This is a genomic window from Stenotrophomonas sp. SMYL86, assembly GCF_036320025.1.
In the GTDB taxonomy this organism is placed as follows: Bacteria; Pseudomonadota; Gammaproteobacteria; order Xanthomonadales; family Xanthomonadaceae; genus Stenotrophomonas; species Stenotrophomonas maltophilia_A.
This window is the reverse complement of sequence record NZ_JAWIRU010000005.1, coordinates 196,944-214,605: the sequence shown is the minus strand read 5'-3', so window position 1 is coordinate 214,605 and position 17,662 is coordinate 196,944. Positions and strand designations below refer to the sequence as shown.

13 protein-coding genes are annotated in these 17,662 nt (G+C 67.7%); 7 read left to right on the top strand and 6 right to left on the bottom strand.

The features are described 5' to 3' along the window. Window positions 1-274: 274 nt before the first annotated feature. The 3 genes from tilS to V3B64_RS08450 are packed head-to-tail and all read left to right on the top strand — an operon-like array spanning window position 275 to window position 2,726. Entirely contained in the window at window positions 275-1,561 is a 1,287-nt protein-coding gene (gene tilS, locus V3B64_RS08460) for a tRNA lysidine(34) synthetase TilS (protein ID WP_329913939.1), read from the top strand. A gap of 36 nt (window positions 1,562-1,597) precedes the next feature. After that, window positions 1,598-1,858 carry an exodeoxyribonuclease VII small subunit gene (locus tag V3B64_RS08455; RefSeq protein WP_005410522.1) on the top strand — a complete coding sequence of 87 codons (261 nt, stop codon included), beginning with the start codon at window positions 1,598-1,600 and terminating at the stop codon, window positions 1,856-1,858. Next, entirely contained in the window at window positions 1,848-2,726 is an 879-nt protein-coding gene (locus V3B64_RS08450; protein WP_121504580.1) for a farnesyl diphosphate synthase, read from the top strand. Before V3B64_RS08455 ends, V3B64_RS08450 begins: the two co-directional genes overlap by 11 nt. An 85-nt stretch (window positions 2,727-2,811) precedes the next feature. Here V3B64_RS08450 and V3B64_RS08445 read toward each other — a convergent pair whose 3' ends face one another. Together V3B64_RS08445 and pmbA are read right to left on the bottom strand one after the other, a co-directional pair. After that, window positions 2,812-3,183 (bottom strand): DUF4870 domain-containing protein, encoded by a 372-nt coding sequence (locus tag V3B64_RS08445; protein WP_010482972.1) that lies wholly within the window; start codon window positions 3,181-3,183, stop codon window positions 2,812-2,814. 87 nt (window positions 3,184-3,270) lie between these two features. After that, entirely contained in the window at window positions 3,271-4,638 is a 1,368-nt protein-coding gene (gene pmbA / locus V3B64_RS08440) for a metalloprotease PmbA (protein WP_121504581.1), read from the bottom strand. A 68-nt stretch (window positions 4,639-4,706) separates the two neighbouring features. Here pmbA and yjgA point away from each other — a divergent pair, with 68 nt between their 5' ends. Then, a complete protein-coding gene (gene yjgA, locus V3B64_RS08435; protein WP_049398682.1) occupies window positions 4,707-5,294 on the top strand; it encodes a ribosome biogenesis factor YjgA in 588 nt (195 codons plus the stop codon). A 41-nt stretch (window positions 5,295-5,335) separates the two neighbouring features. Here yjgA and tldD read toward each other — a convergent pair whose 3' ends face one another. From tldD to V3B64_RS08415, 4 genes are read right to left on the bottom strand one after another with little or no spacing between them, the layout of a single operon-like run. After that, window positions 5,336-6,781, bottom strand: a complete 1,446-nt coding sequence (tldD, locus tag V3B64_RS08430) for a metalloprotease TldD (protein ID WP_049398683.1) — start codon at window positions 6,779-6,781, stop codon at window positions 5,336-5,338. A 60-nt stretch (window positions 6,782-6,841) separates the two neighbouring features. Further along, the gene (locus V3B64_RS08425; protein WP_329913938.1) at window positions 6,842-10,696 is read right to left on the bottom strand and encodes a YhdP family protein; all 3,855 of its coding nucleotides are present in this window, start codon (window positions 10,694-10,696) and stop codon (window positions 6,842-6,844) included. 30 nt (window positions 10,697-10,726) lie between these two features. Beyond that, window positions 10,727-12,214 (bottom strand): ribonuclease G, encoded by a 1,488-nt coding sequence (rng, locus tag V3B64_RS08420; protein ID WP_010482960.1) that lies wholly within the window; start codon window positions 12,212-12,214, stop codon window positions 10,727-10,729. Next, a complete protein-coding gene (locus tag V3B64_RS08415) occupies window positions 12,207-12,815 on the bottom strand; it encodes a Maf family nucleotide pyrophosphatase (RefSeq protein ID WP_329913937.1) in 609 nt (202 codons plus the stop codon). The genes rng and V3B64_RS08415 overlap by 8 nt, the downstream gene beginning before the upstream one ends. Before the next feature lie 131 nt (window positions 12,816-12,946). Here V3B64_RS08415 and V3B64_RS08410 point away from each other — a divergent pair, with 131 nt between their 5' ends. The 3 genes from V3B64_RS08410 (at window position 12,947) to V3B64_RS08400 (ending at window position 17,580) form a co-directional block, all read left to right on the top strand. Then, window positions 12,947-13,684, top strand: a complete 738-nt coding sequence (locus V3B64_RS08410; RefSeq protein ID WP_006382138.1) for an SIMPL domain-containing protein — start codon at window positions 12,947-12,949, stop codon at window positions 13,682-13,684. A 216-nt stretch (window positions 13,685-13,900) separates the two neighbouring features. After that, window positions 13,901-14,551, top strand: a complete 651-nt coding sequence (locus tag V3B64_RS08405) for an energy transducer TonB (protein ID WP_032128989.1) — start codon at window positions 13,901-13,903, stop codon at window positions 14,549-14,551. 191 nt (window positions 14,552-14,742) lie between these two features. After that, window positions 14,743-17,580, top strand: a complete 2,838-nt coding sequence (locus V3B64_RS08400; protein WP_019338628.1) for a TonB-dependent receptor — start codon at window positions 14,743-14,745, stop codon at window positions 17,578-17,580. Window positions 17,581-17,662: the final 82 nt, after the last annotated feature.

Genomic DNA, 17,662 nt, shown 5'->3' with positions numbered 1-17,662 from the left:
CGTGTGCGCAGGACTGCGCACACGAGCAAGCGGCGACCGAGCTTACATGGGTGAGGGCGCTTTGCTTGCGAAGCACGGCTTCGCAAGCGCCCGAACGCACAGCCGCCAGCGGCTGGGCCGGGCCCCGGAGGGGGACTTGCAGCGCCCCCCGCAACCGGACCCACCCGGCCAACCCTCAGGAAACCCGCTTCTGCTGTTGCTTCGGCCGTTGCCGTTGCTTGCGCGTCTGCGGGTGCAGGGCGCAGCCCTGCCGACCAACCCTATACTTGCCCCCGTGAGTGAATTCCCTGCCCTCGTTCCGCTGGATGCGCCGCTGCTGGTGGGCTACAGCGGTGGTGTCGACTCCACCGTGCTGCTGCATTGGCTGTGGTGCTGCGCGCAAGCTTCCGGCACGGCGCTGCGCGCGGTGCACGTGCACCACGGGCTGCAGCCCGATGCAGATGACTGGGTGCTGCACTGCCAGCAGCAATGCGACGCCTGGGGCATCGAACTGGCCGTGCACCGCGTGCAGGTCGAGAACGGCACAGGCCTGGGCACCGAGGGTGCCGCGCGACTGGCACGACGCGCCGCGTTCGCGGCCGAACTGCGCGACGGCGAAACCCTGGCGCTGGCACAGCACCAGGACGACCAGGCCGAGACCTTCCTGTTGCGCGCCCTGCGCGCTTCCGGCGTCGATGGCCTGGCGGCGATGTCCACGCACGGCCGCCTTGGCGAAAAGCCTCTATGGCGACCGCTGCTGGCAGTGCCACGCAGTGCACTCCTCGACTACGCCCGCCAGCATGCACTGCACTGGATCGAAGACCCCAGCAACGCCGACGACCACGCCGATCGCAACTTCCTGCGCCTGCAGGTACTGCCACTGTTGCGCCAGCGCTGGCCGCATGCCGCTGCGGCGATGGCGGGCAGCGCAACGCACTGCGGGCAGACCCGCGAACTGCTTGACGAGGAAGACGCCGAGCTGATCGCACACCTGGAAGTCGCTCCACGCGTGCTGTCGCTGCAGCTGCTTCGCCAGGTCTCACCGGGCCGTGCCGCACGCGTGCTGCGTGCCTGGGTGGCCGGCCACGACGCGGCACCGCTGCCGGCCACCGTGCTGCAGCAGGCGCTGGACGAGCTGCTGCCGGCCGACAACGATCGCCAGGCGCGGGTGCGCTGGCACGATCACGCGATCCAACAGTGGCGCGACCACGCCTACCTGCTACCGGCCCGGCTGCCTGCGCTTCCCCACGAGTGGCAGGCCGAATGGGATGGACGCGCACCGCTGGCACTGCCCGATGGCGGACAACTGCGCCTGCAGGGCACCCCGGCCTTCGAACGCCCGCTGCAGGTCCGTGCACGCGTGGGCGGTGAGCGCATTCTGCTGCCCGGTCGCCAGCATTCGCACGCGTTGAAGGACTGCCTGCAACGCGAACACCTCGCCCCCTGGCGACGCGCGCAGCTGCCGCTGATCTTTGATGGCCCGCAGTTGCTGGCCGCCGCCGATGTGCTCGTCGCCGCACCGCTGCAGGCCTGGCTGCAGGCGCATGGCGCACAGTTGCAGTGGCGCCCGGGCGGCTGGTGAATTGACCCCCGCGCGCGGCCCGTCCACACTTGCCGCATGGCCAAGAAGTCCCCCGAAAACGCCTCCCCGGTCGCCCAGTTCGAGCAGTCGCTCGAATCGCTGGAGCAGCTGGTGGAGCAGATGGAAACCGGCGAGCTGAGCCTGGAAGCTTCGCTCAGTGCTTACGAACGTGGCGTCGGTCTGTATCGCCAGTGCCAGCAGGCGCTGGAGCAGGCCGAGCTGCGCGTGCGCCTGCTCAGCGATCCGGCGCAGCCGGAAGCATCCGAGCCTTTCGATCCGCCCAGCCATGACGGCTGAGGTTCTGTTCGCGCGCTGGCGCGACCGTATCGAAAGCCAGCTCGACGCCGCCCTGCCCTCGCCTGCCGAAGCGCCGCAGCGCCTGCACCAGGCCATGCGCTATTCGGTGCTGGGCGGTGGCAAACGCATGCGCCCGCTGCTGGTCTACGCCAGTGGCCACCTGTTCGGTGCGCAGCCGGAAAGCCTGGATGCGGCCGCCATGTCCGTCGAACTCATCCACGCCTACTCGCTGGTGCATGACGACCTGCCGGCGATGGATGACGACGCGCTGCGTCGCGGCAAGCCGACCACCCACATCGCCTTCGATGAAGCCACCGCGATTCTGGCAGGCGACGCGCTTCAGACCCGTGCCTTCGGCCTGCTGGCCGATGCACCGCTGCCGGCCACGCTGCGCGTGGCCTGCCTGCAGACCCTGGCCCACGCGTCCGGCGCCGCTGGCATGTGCGGTGGCCAGGCGCTGGATATCGATGCCACCGGCCAGCAGCAGACGCTGGCGGCATTGACCCGCATGCATGCCCTGAAGACCGGCGCGCTGATCCGTGCGGCGGTGCGCATGGGCGCGCTGTGCGGCCAGGCCCACGAACCTCAGCTGGCCCAGCTGGACAGCTTCGCCGACGCACTCGGCCTGGCCTTCCAGGTACGCGATGACATCCTCGATGTCGAGGCCAGTTCCGAGCAGCTGGGCAAGACCGCCGGCAAGGACCAGGCGCAGGACAAGAGCACCTTCCCTGCCCTGCTCGGCATGGACGGTGCCAAGGCTCAGCTGCACGAACTGGCCGCACGCATGCAGTCGATCCTGGCCGGGTATGGCGAAGAGGCCGATGCACTGCGTGCACTGGCGACGCTGGCGGTCGAACGCGATCATTGATCGCTCGCCGGGCACCGCCCGTCGCGCCCCGCACATGAAAACGCCCGGCAATGCCGGGCGTTCTCAATTCCGCATGCTGCCGGTATTACTTGATCAGGCGCAGTGCGAACGGGTAGCGATAGGCTTCGCCGTTGTTGGCCTTGACCGCTGCGATGATGCTGAACACCAGGCTGATGATGCCCACGATCGGGGCCAGGAACACGCCGATGATCACGATGGTCAGGATCATGCTGATGACCATGGCGATGGTCACGGTGATCTGGAAGTTCAGGGCTTCCTTGGCCTGGTCGGTCACGAAGGCCTTGCCCGCGTCATCCTTGTTGATCAGCCAGATGATCAGCGCGCCGATGAAGCCGGTGAAGATGCCCAGCAGGTGCGCGGCCAGGGCCATGGTGCGCTGGTCGGCCGGCACGTCGGTGGTGGCCGGCGGCGGCGGGACGTTATCGAATTCGCTCACGACAAAACTCCTTTTCATTGGGTGGTCTTGACCCACCAGCACCAAGCTGGTTGCGTCAGGCGGGCATAGCTTACGCCATCGACGCCATCAATCATTACCGGCGATGGTCATCCGCCCCAGCAGGATCGAACCGGTCCGGATGTGCGAGCGCGGGTCGACGTCACTGCCGACCGCTTCGATGCTGCTGAACATCTCGCGCAGGTTGCCGGCGATGGTGATGCCATCCACCGGGTACTGGATCTCACCATTCTCGACGCGGAAGCCGCCGGCACCGCGCGAGTAGTCGCCGGTCACCCCGTTCACGCCCTGCCCCATCAATTCGGTCACCAGCAGGCCATCGCCCATCTGCCGGGCGATGTCCTGCAGGGAGCCCGCGTTGGCGGCCAGCTGCAGGTTGTGCACGCCACCGGCATTGGCGGTGGTCTGCAGGCCCAGCTTGCGTGCCGAGTAGCTGCCCAGCACATAGCGCTGCAGCACGCCGTCACGGACCAGGGCCGAAGCACGCGTGGCCACGCCGTCACCGTCGAAGGCGGCCGAGCGCAGGCCACGGCGCAGGTGGGGCAGTTCCTCGATCTGCATCCAGTCCGGGAACAGCTGCTGGCCAACGCTGTCCAACAGGAAGCTGGCCTGGCGGTACAGCGCACCGCCGGACACCGCCGACAGCAGGTGGCCAACCAGGCTGCGCGCTACTTCCGGGGCGAACAGCACTGGCATGGTGCCGGTGGCCATCGAGCGAGGCTGCAGGCGGGCGACGGTGCGCTCGGCAGCACGACGGCCGACCAGGCCCACGTCTTCCAGGTCCTCCCGGGCCAACGCGCTGGTGTACCAGCCATCGCGCTGCATGCCATCGCCCTGGCCGGCGATCAGCGCACAGCCCACCGAATGATGGGTGCCACGCTCACGGCCGAAAAAGCCATGCGAATTGGCGTACACCGACAGGCTCTGCATGCTCGAAACCGAGGCGCCGTCGGAATTACGGATCTGCGCATCGGCCTCACGGCCTGCGTTCTCGCAGGCCAGGGCCAGGTCCACCGCCTCGTCGGCCTGCAGCGCCCAGGGGTGCCAGGCATCCAGATCCGGGAAATCGGTGGCCATCAGTGCGGCCTCGGCCAGGCCGGCAGCCGGGTCATCTTCGGTGTGCCGGGCGATCGCACAGGCCTGCTCGACCGTGGCGGCAAGGCTGGCCTCGTTCAGGTCGCCGGTGCTGGCGCTGCCCTTGCGTTGGCCGAAATAGACGGTGACGGCGATACCGCGGTCACGGGTGGACTGCACGGTCTCCACCTCGCCAAGGCGGACATTGACCTCCAGGCCACGATCCTCGCTGCAGCTGACCTCGGCCTGGCTGGCGCCCAGCGCACGGGCGCGGTCGAGCAGCTGCTGGGAGAGGTCGGCCAGCCGTTCCAGCCGGGCCAGGCTGTCGTCGCCGACAGCGACTTCAGGGGCGATCACGTTCAATGCTTTATCCTGTACGGGTTGGGCCCGGCATCACGCCGGGCGACTTTTTTTGAGATCAGGTAGGAACGATGCGCGGACGCGACGAAGAAACCGGTGAATTCCACGACAAGAGCCGCAGCCAGAACCGGCGCGACGCGCTCGACGTCCTGGCCCTGGGCGAGAAGCTGGTGTCGTTGACCCCGGCGCAGCTGGCACGCCTGCCGATCCCGGAAGACCTGCTGCCGCATATCGCCGAGTGCAAGCGCATCACCGCCCACATCGCCCACAAGCGCCAGCTGGCGTTCCTGGCCAAGCACATGCGCCGCGAAGAAGACGCCACGCTGGATGCGATCCGCGATGCGCTGGACGCCAACAGCGAAACCGGCCGCCGCGAAGTGGCGATGATGCACCGCGCGGAAGACTGGCGCGAGCGCCTGCTGGCCGAGGGTGACAAGGCGCTGGCTGCACTGCTGGACGACTACCCGCAGGCCGACCGCCAGCAGCTGCGCACGCTGGTGCGCAATGCCCAGGCCGAAAAGGCCAGGAACAAGCCGCCACGCGCCTACCGCGAAATCTTCCAGGTGCTGCGCGCCCTGATGCTGCCGGCCGCACTGGGCCTGAAGGCCAGCGCCGAAGACGCCGACCCCGTCGACAGCGACGAAGCCGACGAGGACTGAGTCCGCGCCGGCCTGGGCGGTGGCGCTGGCCATCGCCCGGCTCAGGCCTGTGTACCGCCGACCGTGATGCCCTCGATCAGCAGCGAGGGCTGGCCGACACCCACGGGCACGCTCTGCCCGTCCTTGCCACAGATGCCCACGCCCTCGTCCAGGGCCAGATCGTTGCCGACCATGCGCACCTTCTGCATGGTTTCCGGACCGTTGCCGATCAGCGTCGCCCCCTTCACCGGCGTGGTGATGCGGCCATCCTCGATCAGGTAGGCCTCAGTGGCCGAGAACACGTACTTGCCGCTGGTGATGTCGACCTGGCCGCCACCGAAGTTGACTGCGTACAGGCCCTTCTTCACCGAACGGATCATTTCCTGTGGGTCGTGCTGGCCGGCGCGCATGTAGGTGTTGGTCATGCGCGGCATGGTCAGGTGCGCGAACGATTCGCGGCGGCCGTTGCCGGTCGGCGCCATGCCCATCAGCCGCGCATTGAGGCTGTCCTGCATGTAGCCGACCAGGATGCCGTCCTCGATCAGGGTGGTGCACTGGCTCGGGTGGCCCTCATCGTCGATGTTCAACGAACCACGGCGTCCGTCCAGCGTGCCGTCATCGACGATGGTCACGCCCGGGGCGGCAACGCGCTCGCCGATGCGGCCCGCGTAGACGCTGGTGCCCTTGCGGTTGAAGTCGCCTTCCAGGCCATGGCCGACCGCTTCATGCAGCAGCACGCCGGGCCAGCCCGGACCAAGCACCACCGGCATCACCCCGGCCGGTGCCGGAACGGCGTCCAGGTTCACCAGCGCCTGGCGCAGCGCCTCGCGGGCAAAGGCCTCGGGGCGGCCGTCGGCGAACAGCTCCTCATACCCGTAGCGGCCACCGCCGCCGGCATAGCCCGATTCACGGCGGCCGTTGTGCTCGACGATCACCTGCACGTTCAGGCGCACCAGCGGGCGCACGTCAGCGCCCAGCACACCGTCGCTGCGGGCGATAAGTACCGTATCGACGCCGCCGGACAGGCTCACCATCACCTGCTTCACGCGCGGGTCGGCGGCGCGCAGGTAGCCATCCAGGCGCTTGAGCACCTCGACCTTGGCCTCGTTGCCGATGCCATCGATCGGGTCCAGCGCCGGGTACAGCGCGCGCGCGTTGCCGCGCAGCAGCGACCGCCCGGACTGGGCGCCACCTTCACGCGAGATCGCACGCGCCGACTGCGCCGCCGTCAGCAGCGCATCAGCATGGATGTCGTCGGAGTAGGCGAAGCCGGTCTTCTCGCCGGAAATCGCCCGCACGCCTACGCCCTGCTCGATGGAATGGGCGCCGTCCTTGACGATGCCGTCTTCCACGCTCCAGCTCTCGCGGCGGGCATGCTGGAAATAAAGGTCGCCGAAGTCCACACCGGGGCCGAGCAGCTGGCCGAAGGTGCGCTCCAGGCCAGCGGTATCCAGGCCGCCGGGGCGCAGCAGGCGGTCTTGGGCAAGCGTCAGGGCGATATCAGTCATGGTTCTCGATCTGGGGATGCGGGGGCGCTCAGGCAAGCCCCGTGAACAGGAAAGCCGCGCTCAACGCGAGCGCGGCAGGCCGGTGACGGTCGGCGGAATGGCCGGCGCCGGTGCCGGTACGGGTGGCGAAGCCTTGTCGCGGCTGCGCTCGATCACTTCCACCTTCGGTTCCTTCCATGGACCGGTCACCTTGTAGGTACGGGCGCCAATCTCGCCCAATGGCTTGGACAATACCGCATTGGTGGCCGCGCCCAGCGCCGCCCCCACCGGGCCACCGGCGACCGCACCCACCACGGTCAGCAGATTGCCTGCACGCGGGTTGACGTCGATGGTCTGGTCGAACTGCTGGTTGCGCAGGTCGGCCTGGCCGCGGATGGTGATGTTGGCTGCCGGGCCTTCGATCAGCACCTTGTCGGTGCGCGCCATGCCCTGGCCGAACTGCATGCTGCCGTCGATCTGGTTGAACGCGAAGCCCTTGGAGAAGAAGTCTCGGAAGTCGAACATCAGGCGCCGCGGCAGCTGGGTGACACTGAGCAGGCCCAGCACCCGGCCAGCGCCCGGTTCCAGCTCCAGCAGCTGGCCGTTGCGCGCGTGCAGGTCCAGGCGGCCCTGCAGGTTGCCCAGCTGGAAGTCCGACGGCCCCCCACTCCACGTGGCCTGCAGCTGCGCCTGGCCGGAACCGCCACGCAGCTGGCCGCCGTAGTCGAGGTTCTGCATCAGTCCGCCCAGGTCCTCGCTGCGCACCTGTGCGGTCAGCTCGGTGCGGGCACCACCGGTGCGGCCCAGCCAGCGACCGCTGATGTCGATCTCCTGGTCGGGCGCACGGAAGCGCAGCTCGTCCACGTTCAGGCCATTGGCCAGCGGCCGCGTACGCAGTACCGCCTGGCCCAGCACCACCTTGCCGAACTTCAGGTCGGCGATGTCCAGCGCGAACGGCGGCAGCTTGGCCGGGTCCATGTCGTTGGCGCCGGCCTGTACCCGTGCCGGTGCGGCCGATGCACCCGGAGCCGCCGGCAGGGATTGCCAGTGCACGCGGTCGAGCTGGCCACTGATGGTGCCGCCGTCTGCATTGGGGACGGTCAGGCGCCCGGCCAGCGACGGGCCGTCCAGGCGCACATCCAGTGCCTGCGCGCCCGGGCGCAGCTGCAACCGGGTCTGCTCGAACACGCCACCGATCAGCTTCAACTGGCCGACCTGCACGTCCACCGCACGCAGCGGCATGGCGTCGTCATCACTGCCACCCCGCGCCAGACTGATCCACTCCAGAGCGTCCAGGGTCGGACTGCGGCCATTGACGGTCAATCCGCTCGGCGGCGGCTCGCGGTCGACATGGTCGCTGCCCAGCGTCACCTGCACACCGGTCTGGTTGTTGTGGCTGCGTGCGGCCAGCGCCAGGCGCTGGCCGAACGCAACGTCGATGCGGCCGGCCCCCATCGGCAGCTGTGCAGCCACGGTGGTCGCCAACGGCTCGGCAGCCGGTTTGTCCAGCGGCGCCGGCAGGTCCAGCCGGGTCCCGACCAGATCGGAGCTCAACCGCAGCTCGCTGGGCGGCGCAGGCGCCCCTGGAGCGACCTTGGGCAGGCTGACCGCGATGGTCCACGGCGAGGTTCCGGTGATGTAGGGCTTGAGCCAGGCCATCTCCGGCGCGCGGTCGATCAGCACGCCAGCATCCAGCGTGGCCGACAGCTGCGATTCGAAGGCCAGTCTGCTGTCGTGCACGTAGCCACCGGCACGCAGGCTCAGGCGACCATCCTGGCCAAGGTGGCGCACCGACAGTGCCTCGGCATCGAAACCGCCATTGCTGTAGCGCGCCTGCCCCTGCATGTTGTCGAAGGCGAGCTGGAAGCGCTTGTCGACCAGCTTCACGCCGGCCAGATCGACCGTCCCCTGCAGGTGGCCGCCACCTTCATCGTGGTGCAGTGGCTGCAGCAGATCGAAGGTCACATGCGCCGGACCCGCTGCGGTCAGGTTGTCCAGGGTGTCGCCATAATCCTTGTGCAGCGGGCTCTGCCGCAGCATCGCCAGCAGCTTGCCCGCCTCGCTCTGCGCATCGGCGCGCACATACAGCGGCTGCTGCCCGAAATCCGGAATGCCCGCCTCGAACTTCTGCACCGCCACACCGGCCAGATCGCCGCGCCCATGCATGTCGAAGCCGGGGCCGATGAAGGCGATATCGGCGTCGACCTGGCTCATCAACGGCCAATCGTGCTGGAAACGGATGTCACCGTTGGTGATATGGCCGGTGGCCTCGAAGCGGCCATCGTTGTTGTCGAACGGCCAGTCGTCCAGGTCGCCACTGACCAGGCCGATGCCATTGCGCACCTGGCCGCCGGCCAGCGCCATGTCCAGCCAGTCGGTGGCGCCCTTGCTCATCTTGGAGTGGATCCAGAAGCGCTTGGCCGCAGTCATCGGCACGTCGTCCAGCTTGGCCGCCAGCTGCAGCCACGGCCGCGTACCGTCGCCCTGGAACCAGACCCCGCCGCGCACGTCGGCCGCATAGTCGGTGCCTTCCACGCGCATCGCCGCAGTACCGATACGCCAACCACCGCCCTCGTCGCGCCAGCCCACCACCTGTCCCGCCAGATGCAGGTCATGACGCACACCAAAGCCGGTCGGCCAATCGAACTGCAGCTGCCGTTGCGGCTGCAACTGCAGGCTGAAGCCATCCGCGTCGCCTTCGAAGCGCCCGCCCAGGCCGCGCAGGCCGGGCGAATTGCCCACGCTGGCGAAGCCCAGCGACTGCAGTTCGCCCTGCGCCCACAGCGGGCCATCGCGATCGCCCGCCAGCTGCAACTCGCGCACATCCAGCTGCGGCCTGGACAGGAACAGCCAGCGACGCAGGCCCGGTTCGAGACGATCGCTCAGGGCCAGCGCACGCAGCGCGGTGCCGGCCTGCACTTCGCCAGAACGGACCCGCAGCTGCTTGCCAAGCTGCAGCTGCAGGCCATCGAGCTGCTGCTCGCCCTCTTCGGTTTTCAGGCGCAGGCGCGGCACCTGCAACGCCCAGCCATCAGCCTGGCGCTGCCAGCGCAGGCGTGCCTGCAACCGCTGCAGCTGCAGCTGCGGAGCCGCCATCGAGGGCATCGGTGCGCCATCGATGCGGACATCACGCAGGTCCGAATCGGTGGTCACCGCCACCGGTGCGAAATCGCGCAGGGTCAGCCACAGGTTGAGTTCGCCCTTGCCTTCGCGCAGGCGCACACCGCCGGCCGCCAGCAGCGGCGACCAGGCATGGAAATCGACCGGATCGGCGCCCAGCCAGGCCTGGCCATTGCCGCGCACGCGGTCCACGTCCAGCACCGCCGTCAACGGCAGCGCTTCGGTCTGGGCCCAGGCACGCACGCCTACACGCAGGCGGTCGCCATTGACCCGCAGGCGCACGTCGATGCGTGGCAGCGTGGTGTCGATTCCCAGCCCCGGCGCATGCACGCCCAGGCGGCCTCCGATCACCTGCAGTTCGCCCAGCCGGCGCAGCGCATCCAGCGGGTCCCCGCCATTGGCGGCCTGCGGCAGGCCGCGTACCGACCAGCGACCGTCCTCGCCCTGCTGCAGGTCGAGCGCCAGGCCACGCAGGCGCAGCTCGGTCAGCGACCGGCCAGGCAACAGGCCGCTGTACATCGATACCAGCACTTCGGCCTCGCCGATCGCCAGGCCCTGGCCGGCGCCGATGCGCAGGCCCTTGAGCTGCAGCAGCGGGCCGCGCCGGGTCCAGGCGGTCTGCAGCTGGTCGAAACGCACCGGCTGGCCAGCGCGTTCACTCAGCCAGGCGGCAATCCTGTCGGGATGGCGCTCGGCCAGCGGCAGCAGCTGGCTGAAGGTGCCCACCAGCAGTGCAAGCCCGACCAGGCCCACCGCGCAGGCGGCAATGAAATGACGGCGGATCCTTCGCAGTCGCAGGCGCGGCGGCGCGCTCATCGGCCACCGCCGGCCTGCGGCCGGCGAGGATCAGAGCAGAACGACATCGAATTGCTCCTGCAGGTACTGCTCGTCCGCCTGGAAGCGGATGCTCTTGCCGAGGAATTCCTCCAGCTCGGCCACCGCCGCGGATTCCTCGTCGGTGATGCGCGCGACCACCTTGGTCGACGCGATCACCAGCAGGCGCGCGGCATCGAACTGGCGCACGGCACGGGTGATCTCGCGGAAGATCTCGTAGGTCACCGTCTCGGTGGTCTTGATGCTGCCGCGGCCGCTGCACTGCGGGCAGGTCTCCGACAGCTGGCGCTCCAGGCTTTCCACCGTGCGCTTGCGGGTCATCTCCACCAGGCCCAGTGGCGAGAAGTCGTACACCGTGGTCTTGGCATGGTCGCGGGCCAACGCCTTTTCCAGGGTGCGCAGCACCTGGCGGCGATGCTCGGCATCGTCCATGTCGATGAAATCGATGATGATGATGCCGCCCAGGTTGCGCAGCCGCAGCTGCCGTGCCACCGCCTGTGCCGCTTCCAGGTTGGTGCGGAACACCGTCTCTTCCAGGTTGCGCTGGCCGAGGAACGAACCGGTGTTGACGTCGATGGTGGTCATCGCCTCGGTCTGGTCGATCACCAGGTAGCCACCGGATTTCAGCGGCACCTGCTTGTCCAGCGCGCGGCCGATCTCGTCCTCCACCCCGAACATGTCGAAGATCGGGCGATCACCGCTGTACAGCTCGATCTTCTCGGCCAGCACCGGCATGTACTTGGCAACAAAGGCCTGCAACTGCGCGAAGGTCTCCTTGGAGTCCACCTTCACCTTGTCAACGTCCTTGCGGATCAGGTCGCGTACCGATCGCAGCGGCAGGCTCAGGTCTTCATAGATGTTGCTGCACGAGGCCGCTTCGCGGCCACGACGCTCGACCACGTTCCAAACGCGCGACAGGTAGGCGATGTCCTCGGCGATGGCCTCTGCCGGCTGGCCCTCGGCATTGGTACGCACGATGTAGCCGTAGCCCCCGTGCTGCGCCGACAGTTCGGTCACCAGCGCCTTCAGGCGGGCGCGCTCGGTTTCATCCTCGATGCGTGCGGAAACGCCCACGACCTTGGATTGCGGCAGCAGCACCATGTAGCGCGAGGGAATGCTGATCTGGGTGGTCAGGCGTGCGCCCTTGGTCCCGATCGGGTCCTTCACCACCTGCACCACGATGTCCTGGCCGTCGCGCAGCAGCTCGACGATCGGCACGCTGGATGGCGGCGGCAGCGTGGTGTTCTCCGTATCGGCACTGGCCACCGGCGCCGGCCGCACCACGTCGTTGGCATGCAGGAACGCGGCACGCTCCAGCCCGACTTCGACGAAGGCGGCCTGCATGCCGGGCATCACCCGCTGCACCTTGCCCTTGTAGATGTTGCCGACCACACCCCGGCGCCAACCGCGCTCGATGTGCAGTTCCTGCAGCATGCCGTTCTCGATCACCGCGACCCGGGTTTCGCGCGGGGTCACATTGACCAGGATTTCCTCAGACATCGGCAGCCTCCCTGGCGGCATCGGCAGTTGTGGCCGGCACGCCGCAGCGCGCCAGCAGACGATCGGTATGCAGCAATGGCAGCCCCATGACGCCGGAGTAGCTGCCGGAAAGATGTTCGATCCAGCGCTCGGCCCCGCCCTGGATGGCGTAGGCCCCGGCCTTGTCCAACGGCTCGCCGGTGGCCACGTAGGCGGCGATGTCGGCAGCGTCGATCGGGGCGAAGGTCACTTCGGAAATGACCAGTTCGCTGTCCAGCCCGTCCGCGCCGACCACCACCACGGCGGTCATCACCTGATGGGTACGCCCGGCAAGGCGCGCCAGCATCGCCCGCGCATCGGCGGCGTCAGTGGGCTTTCCGAACACGTCGCCATCCAGCACCACCTCGGTGTCCGAGCCGAGCACGCGCCCCCGCGGGTCATCGGCCAGCACCCGGGCCAACCCGGCGCGCGCCTTGTCGGCGGCGACCCGGCAGACATACTGTTCGGCGCTTTCAGCGGGCGCGCGCTGCTCGACGACCTCCAGGTCCAGGGCCTGGAAGGGGCGTCCGAGTCGGGCCAGCAGCTGGTTGCGTCGGGGGGAGCGGGAAGCAAGATAGAGCATCGGCACAGCATAACCTGAGGCCGCCACCTGAATCGTCGGCAACCCGTCCCGGAACGTGCGCAACCCCGAACGGGCTCACAGCGCGTTCATCGCTACGACACCACCCTCAACGGCACAACAAGGAGTTCTCCATGCGCCTGACCGCCACCCCGCTGCTGCTCGCCCTGTCCCTCGCCCTTGGAACCTCGATGACCGCCCATGCTGCCCCGTCGTCGCCGTCGATCGCCGCCCCGGCCGAAGGCACCCTGCTGAACATCTCGGCCAATGCCGAAGCCACCCGCGTACCGGACGTGGCCACCCTGTCGGCCGGCGTGGTCACCCAGGCTGCCGATGGCAACAGCGCCATGCGCCAGAACGCCCAGCAGATGGACAAGGTACTGGCCGCGATCAAGGCCGCCGGCATCGCCGAGCGCGACGTGCAGACCAGTGGCGTCAGCCTCAACCCGCAGTACCGCTATGCCGACAACGAAGCACCGAAGATCACCGGCTACCAGGCCAGCAACACGGTCAGTCTGAAGGTGCGCGACATCGCCAAGCTGGGCAAGGTGCTGGACGCACTGGCTGCGCAGGGCGCCAACCAGATCAACGGCCCCAGCTTCGAGATCGACCAGCCGGAACCGGTCTACGACGAAGCGCGCCTGGCTGCACTGAAGAAGGCCCAGGCCCGCGCCCAGACCTATGCGAAGTCGCTGGGCCTGCAGGTGCGCCGCATCGTCAGCATTTCCGAGAACGCTGGCGGCGGCTACCGCCCGATGCCGATGATGCGGGCCATGTCGGCCGGCGCGGCGATGGACAAGGCCACCCCGGTCGCACCGGGTGAGTCGACCGTCTCGGTCAACCTGGACGTGGTGTTCGAACTGGGTCGCTGATCCCGTTCGCCATTGCCGACAAAGGCGGATCCCGCAGGGGGTCCGCCTTTTTCATGCCCGCAGCCGGCGTTGGCTGAAGGCCAGCCCAACGATCGCCCCCCTGCCTCTAGGCAGTGGCCGCCCTGTCGCGCTACTGATGGACTGCCAGCCGCGTGCGGCAACCCCGCCACGGGCCCTGGTGCGTTGAGGACTTCGTCACTGGCATGGAGGTGGACCATGGTTCGTACGTATCCCGTTGCATCCCCGCATTTCGACCCCGCCCGCGTTGCCGCCTGGAGCGCGGCCATCGCCCTGCATCTGCTGGCCTTCCTGTTGCTGCTGATCCCGGCGACCTACCAGGCCGTGCAGGTCCCACGTGACAAGACTGCGGTCAGGCTGATCGAGAAGATCCCGCCACCGCCCACGCCGCCGGTTCCGATCACGCCGAAAGAGATCGTCCAGGTGATGCCGAAACCCCGGACGCAGCCGGTAGCACCGCCCCTGCCCGCACCTACCGCGACCGTGGAGGAGACCCAGGGCATCGCACTGCCGGCCGCCGAACCGGCTCCGCCCCAGCTGGCACCGAGCATCGACACCTCCACGCCTCTGGCCGGCGCCCAGCTGCAGTACCGCAGCGCCCCGCCGCCGGCCTACCCGCTGGCAGCACTGCGCAACCGCGAGCAGGGGACGGTGCTGTTGCGGGTAGAGGTGGACTCCCACGGGCAGCCGGCGGTGGTCAGCATCGAGCGCAGCAGTGGCTCGCGCAGCCTGGACCAGGCCGCACGCCAGCAGGTGCTCAGGCACTGGCGCTTCGAGCCGGCCCAGCGTGATGGCGTGGCCGTGCCGGCCATCGGCATGGTGCCGGTGCAGTTCTCGCTGCCGGACTGAGGTGATCGCCGGCCCGGCTGCTTGCCGGGCCGGCGCTTCCGTCCGGGCGGGTACGGACGGAACAGGATCAACTGTTATTGATTAAGCAAAAATTCACGACTTCGTCACCTGTCGGAAACCTAGATTGGTCCGTCCCGGAATCTTCCGGAGACAGCCCTCAACGCTACGGTTTTCCAGTTAGGAGAGAAGCTGTGAAACACCTGATCCAACGGCCCGCCAGCCGCCGCCGCACCACCCTGGCATCGTCCATCACCCATATCCTTACCGGCGGCACGCTGCTGCTGGTTGGCGCCGTGGCTTCCACCTCCGCTTTCGCGCAGGAAAAGGCCACCAACCTGGACCGCATCACGGTCACCGGTTCGAACATCCCGCGCACCAACACTGAAACACCGTCCCCGGTGCAGGTGGTGACCCGCCAGGAAATCGACCGTACGGGCAAGACCACGGTTGCCGAGTACCTGCAGACCATCACCGCCAATGGCGCCGGCTCGATTCCCAAATCGTTCGGCAACGGCTTCGCCGGTGGTGGCGCCGGCATTTCGCTGCGTGGCCTGGGCGCGGGTTCGACCCTTGTCCTGTTGAATGGCCGCCGCATGGCCACCTACGGCCTGGCCGATGACGGCCAGAAGGTCTTCACCGACCTGAGCACCATCCCGCTCGACGCCGTTGAACGTGTGGAAGTGCTGAAGGATGGCGCGTCGGCGATCTATGGTTCCGACGCCATCGCCGGCGTGGTCAACATCATCCTGCGCAGCGACTTCCAGGGCGCGATCCTTCGCGGCTCCTACGGCCTGTCCGGCGACAGCGATGGCGATACCAAGAAGGCGACCCTGACCGCCGGTACCGGCGACATGGCCACCGACGGCTGGAACGCTTTCTTCAGCCTTGACGTCGGCAAGAGCGACGCGATCAAGATCAGCGACCGCAAGAACCGCAAGTGGATCGGCACCGGCGACACCCGCCAGTGGGGCTATGGCAACAATGCCCAGTTCCTGGGCGGCGCCTTCCTCAGCGGCAAGACCCGCGGCGGCGTTGGTCCCAATGGCTCGGTGTACGACGACCGCAATGTCACCGACACGAATCCGGCCACCCTCGTACCGCTGCCGGGCTGCCAGGGCTTGACCACCATCGGTGGCCAGACCGACGCCTCTGTCGCCGCGCAGGGCTGCCTGTGGGATCCGGCACAGCTGTATCGCGATATCTCGCCGGAAGAGAAGTACGTCAACGTGTTCGGCCGCGCCAGCTTCGCGTTCGGTGAAGGTGGCGAAATCTACACCGAGATCGGCTACTCGAAGAAGGAAACCACCTTCAGCAACACGCCGTCCGCCGCGTCCGGCGGCTGGGGTTATCCCGGCGGCCCGGTCAACGGCAACAGCGGTCCGGGCGCCGTGGTGCTTGGTCCCAATCATCCTGACCGGCCTGCCGGCCTCGGTACTGGCCCGTTGCGCCTGCGCTATAGCGCTTGGGACGTCGGCCCCCGCGTGACCGACAACACCAACGAGTTCAATCGTTTCCTGGTCGGCGTCAAGGGCAACTGGGGTGATTGGAGCTACGACACCGCCTACCTGCACTCGGGCACCGACCTGGTCAACGAGCGCACCGGCTTCCTGCGCTACAGCGCCGTGAAATGTGCACTGGGTGACGCGAACTGTGCCGGTGGCGTATGGCGCATTGGCGACAATGCCAACCTGAACTCCCAGGCGCTGTATGACTACATCTCGCCGAAGATCAGCGCACGCGCCAAGTCCAGCCTGGATATGTTCGACTTCACCGTGTCGCGCAGCCTGATGGACCTGAAGGGTGGCCCGCTGGGCCTGGCGATCGGTACCGAGTGGCGCAAGACCAGCAACAGCCTGACCCCGCAGACCTACACCGACACTGGTGACATCATCGGCCTGGGCTACTCGGCCTACGACGGCACCCAGAACGTGTACGCCGGTTACGTCGAACTGTCGGCACCGGTGTTGGAGCAATTGGAACTGTCCGCTGCCCTGCGCTACGACAAGTATGAAAGTGGTGAAGGCAAGGCCACGCCGAAGCTGGGTGTGAAGTGGACGCCGGCCGACTGGATCGCCCTGCGCGCCAGCTACGCCGAAGGCTTCCGTGCACCGAACCCGGCCGAGAACGGCGACGGTGGCCTGGCCGCGTTCTCCACGGCCTCGGATCCGATCCGTTGCCCGGACGGTGAAAACCCTGCCCCGGGCGCTTCGCCGGACGACTGCGGCTCGCAGTCGGTTGCGATCATCACCCGTCCGAACAAGGACCTGAAGCCGGAAGAGTCGAAGAGCTACTCGGTGGGTATCGTGCTGCAGCCTACCCGCTCCACCTCGCTGACCGTCGATGCGTGGGAGATCAAGCGCACCAACGAGATCGCCCAGGGCGATACCGATGACGCGATCCGGGCTGGCAACGTCCTGCGCGACAACAACCTGCTCAACGGCGTCGCCGGTACCGGCAGCATCCTGGCCGTCAACACCGCCTACATCAACGCCAGTTCCTCGCGCGTTCGCGGTATCGACACCGACATCCGCCAGACCTTCGACATCGGCCCGGGCCAGCTGGAGATGGATCTGCAGTGGAGCCACCTGCTGAAGTTCGAGCGCACCAGCGGTACCAGCACCGATGACTTCCTGGGCACGCACGGCAACTGCGACGTGACCAACTGCATCGGCACGCCGAAGGACCGCATCAACTTCGGTACCACCTGGAAGCAGGGCCCGTGGAGTGTCAGCGGCGTGGCCAACTACATCTCCAGCATGGAAAACACCGACAAGCGCGGCGGCAAGTACCAGTTCTTCTATGCCGACGGCTCGCCGGTGAAGAAGATCTCTTCGTTCACCACCTTCGACCTTTCCGGCCGCTGGGCAATCACCGAAGCGTTCGAGCTGAATGCTTCGGTCGAGAACGTCTTCGACCGCATTGCTCCGCTGGATCCGCTGACCTATGGCGGTGTGAACTACAACCCGATGCACTTCAGTGGTGCCATCGGTCGCTACTTCACCGTCGGTGCCAAGTACACCTTCAAGTAATACAGGCAATACACTTCAACGCAGCAACTTCGAAGGCCCGGGCAGCTGCCCGGGCCTTCGTCGTTCCGCCCCTTGCAGGCAT

Coding starts and splice junctions, on each gene's coding strand:
- V3B64_RS08455 (WP_005410522.1), top strand. CDS start 1,598: ATGGCCAAGAAGTCCCCCGAAAACGCCTCCCCGGTCGCCCAGTTCGAG.
- V3B64_RS08450 (WP_121504580.1), top strand. CDS start 1,848: ATGACGGCTGAGGTTCTGTTCGCGCGCTGGCGCGACCGTATCGAAAGC.
- yjgA (WP_049398682.1), top strand. CDS start 4,707: ATGCGCGGACGCGACGAAGAAACCGGTGAATTCCACGACAAGAGCCGC.
- tldD (WP_049398683.1), bottom strand. CDS start 6,781: ATGACTGATATCGCCCTGACGCTTGCCCAAGACCGCCTGCTGCGCCCC.
- V3B64_RS08425 (WP_329913938.1), bottom strand. CDS start 10,696: ATGAGCGCGCCGCCGCGCCTGCGACTGCGAAGGATCCGCCGTCATTTC.
- rng (WP_010482960.1), bottom strand. CDS start 12,214: ATGTCTGAGGAAATCCTGGTCAATGTGACCCCGCGCGAAACCCGGGTC.
- V3B64_RS08415 (WP_329913937.1), bottom strand. CDS start 12,815: ATGCTCTATCTTGCTTCCCGCTCCCCCCGACGCAACCAGCTGCTGGCC.
- V3B64_RS08410 (WP_006382138.1), top strand. CDS start 12,947: ATGCGCCTGACCGCCACCCCGCTGCTGCTCGCCCTGTCCCTCGCCCTT.
- V3B64_RS08405 (WP_032128989.1), top strand. CDS start 13,901: ATGGTTCGTACGTATCCCGTTGCATCCCCGCATTTCGACCCCGCCCGC.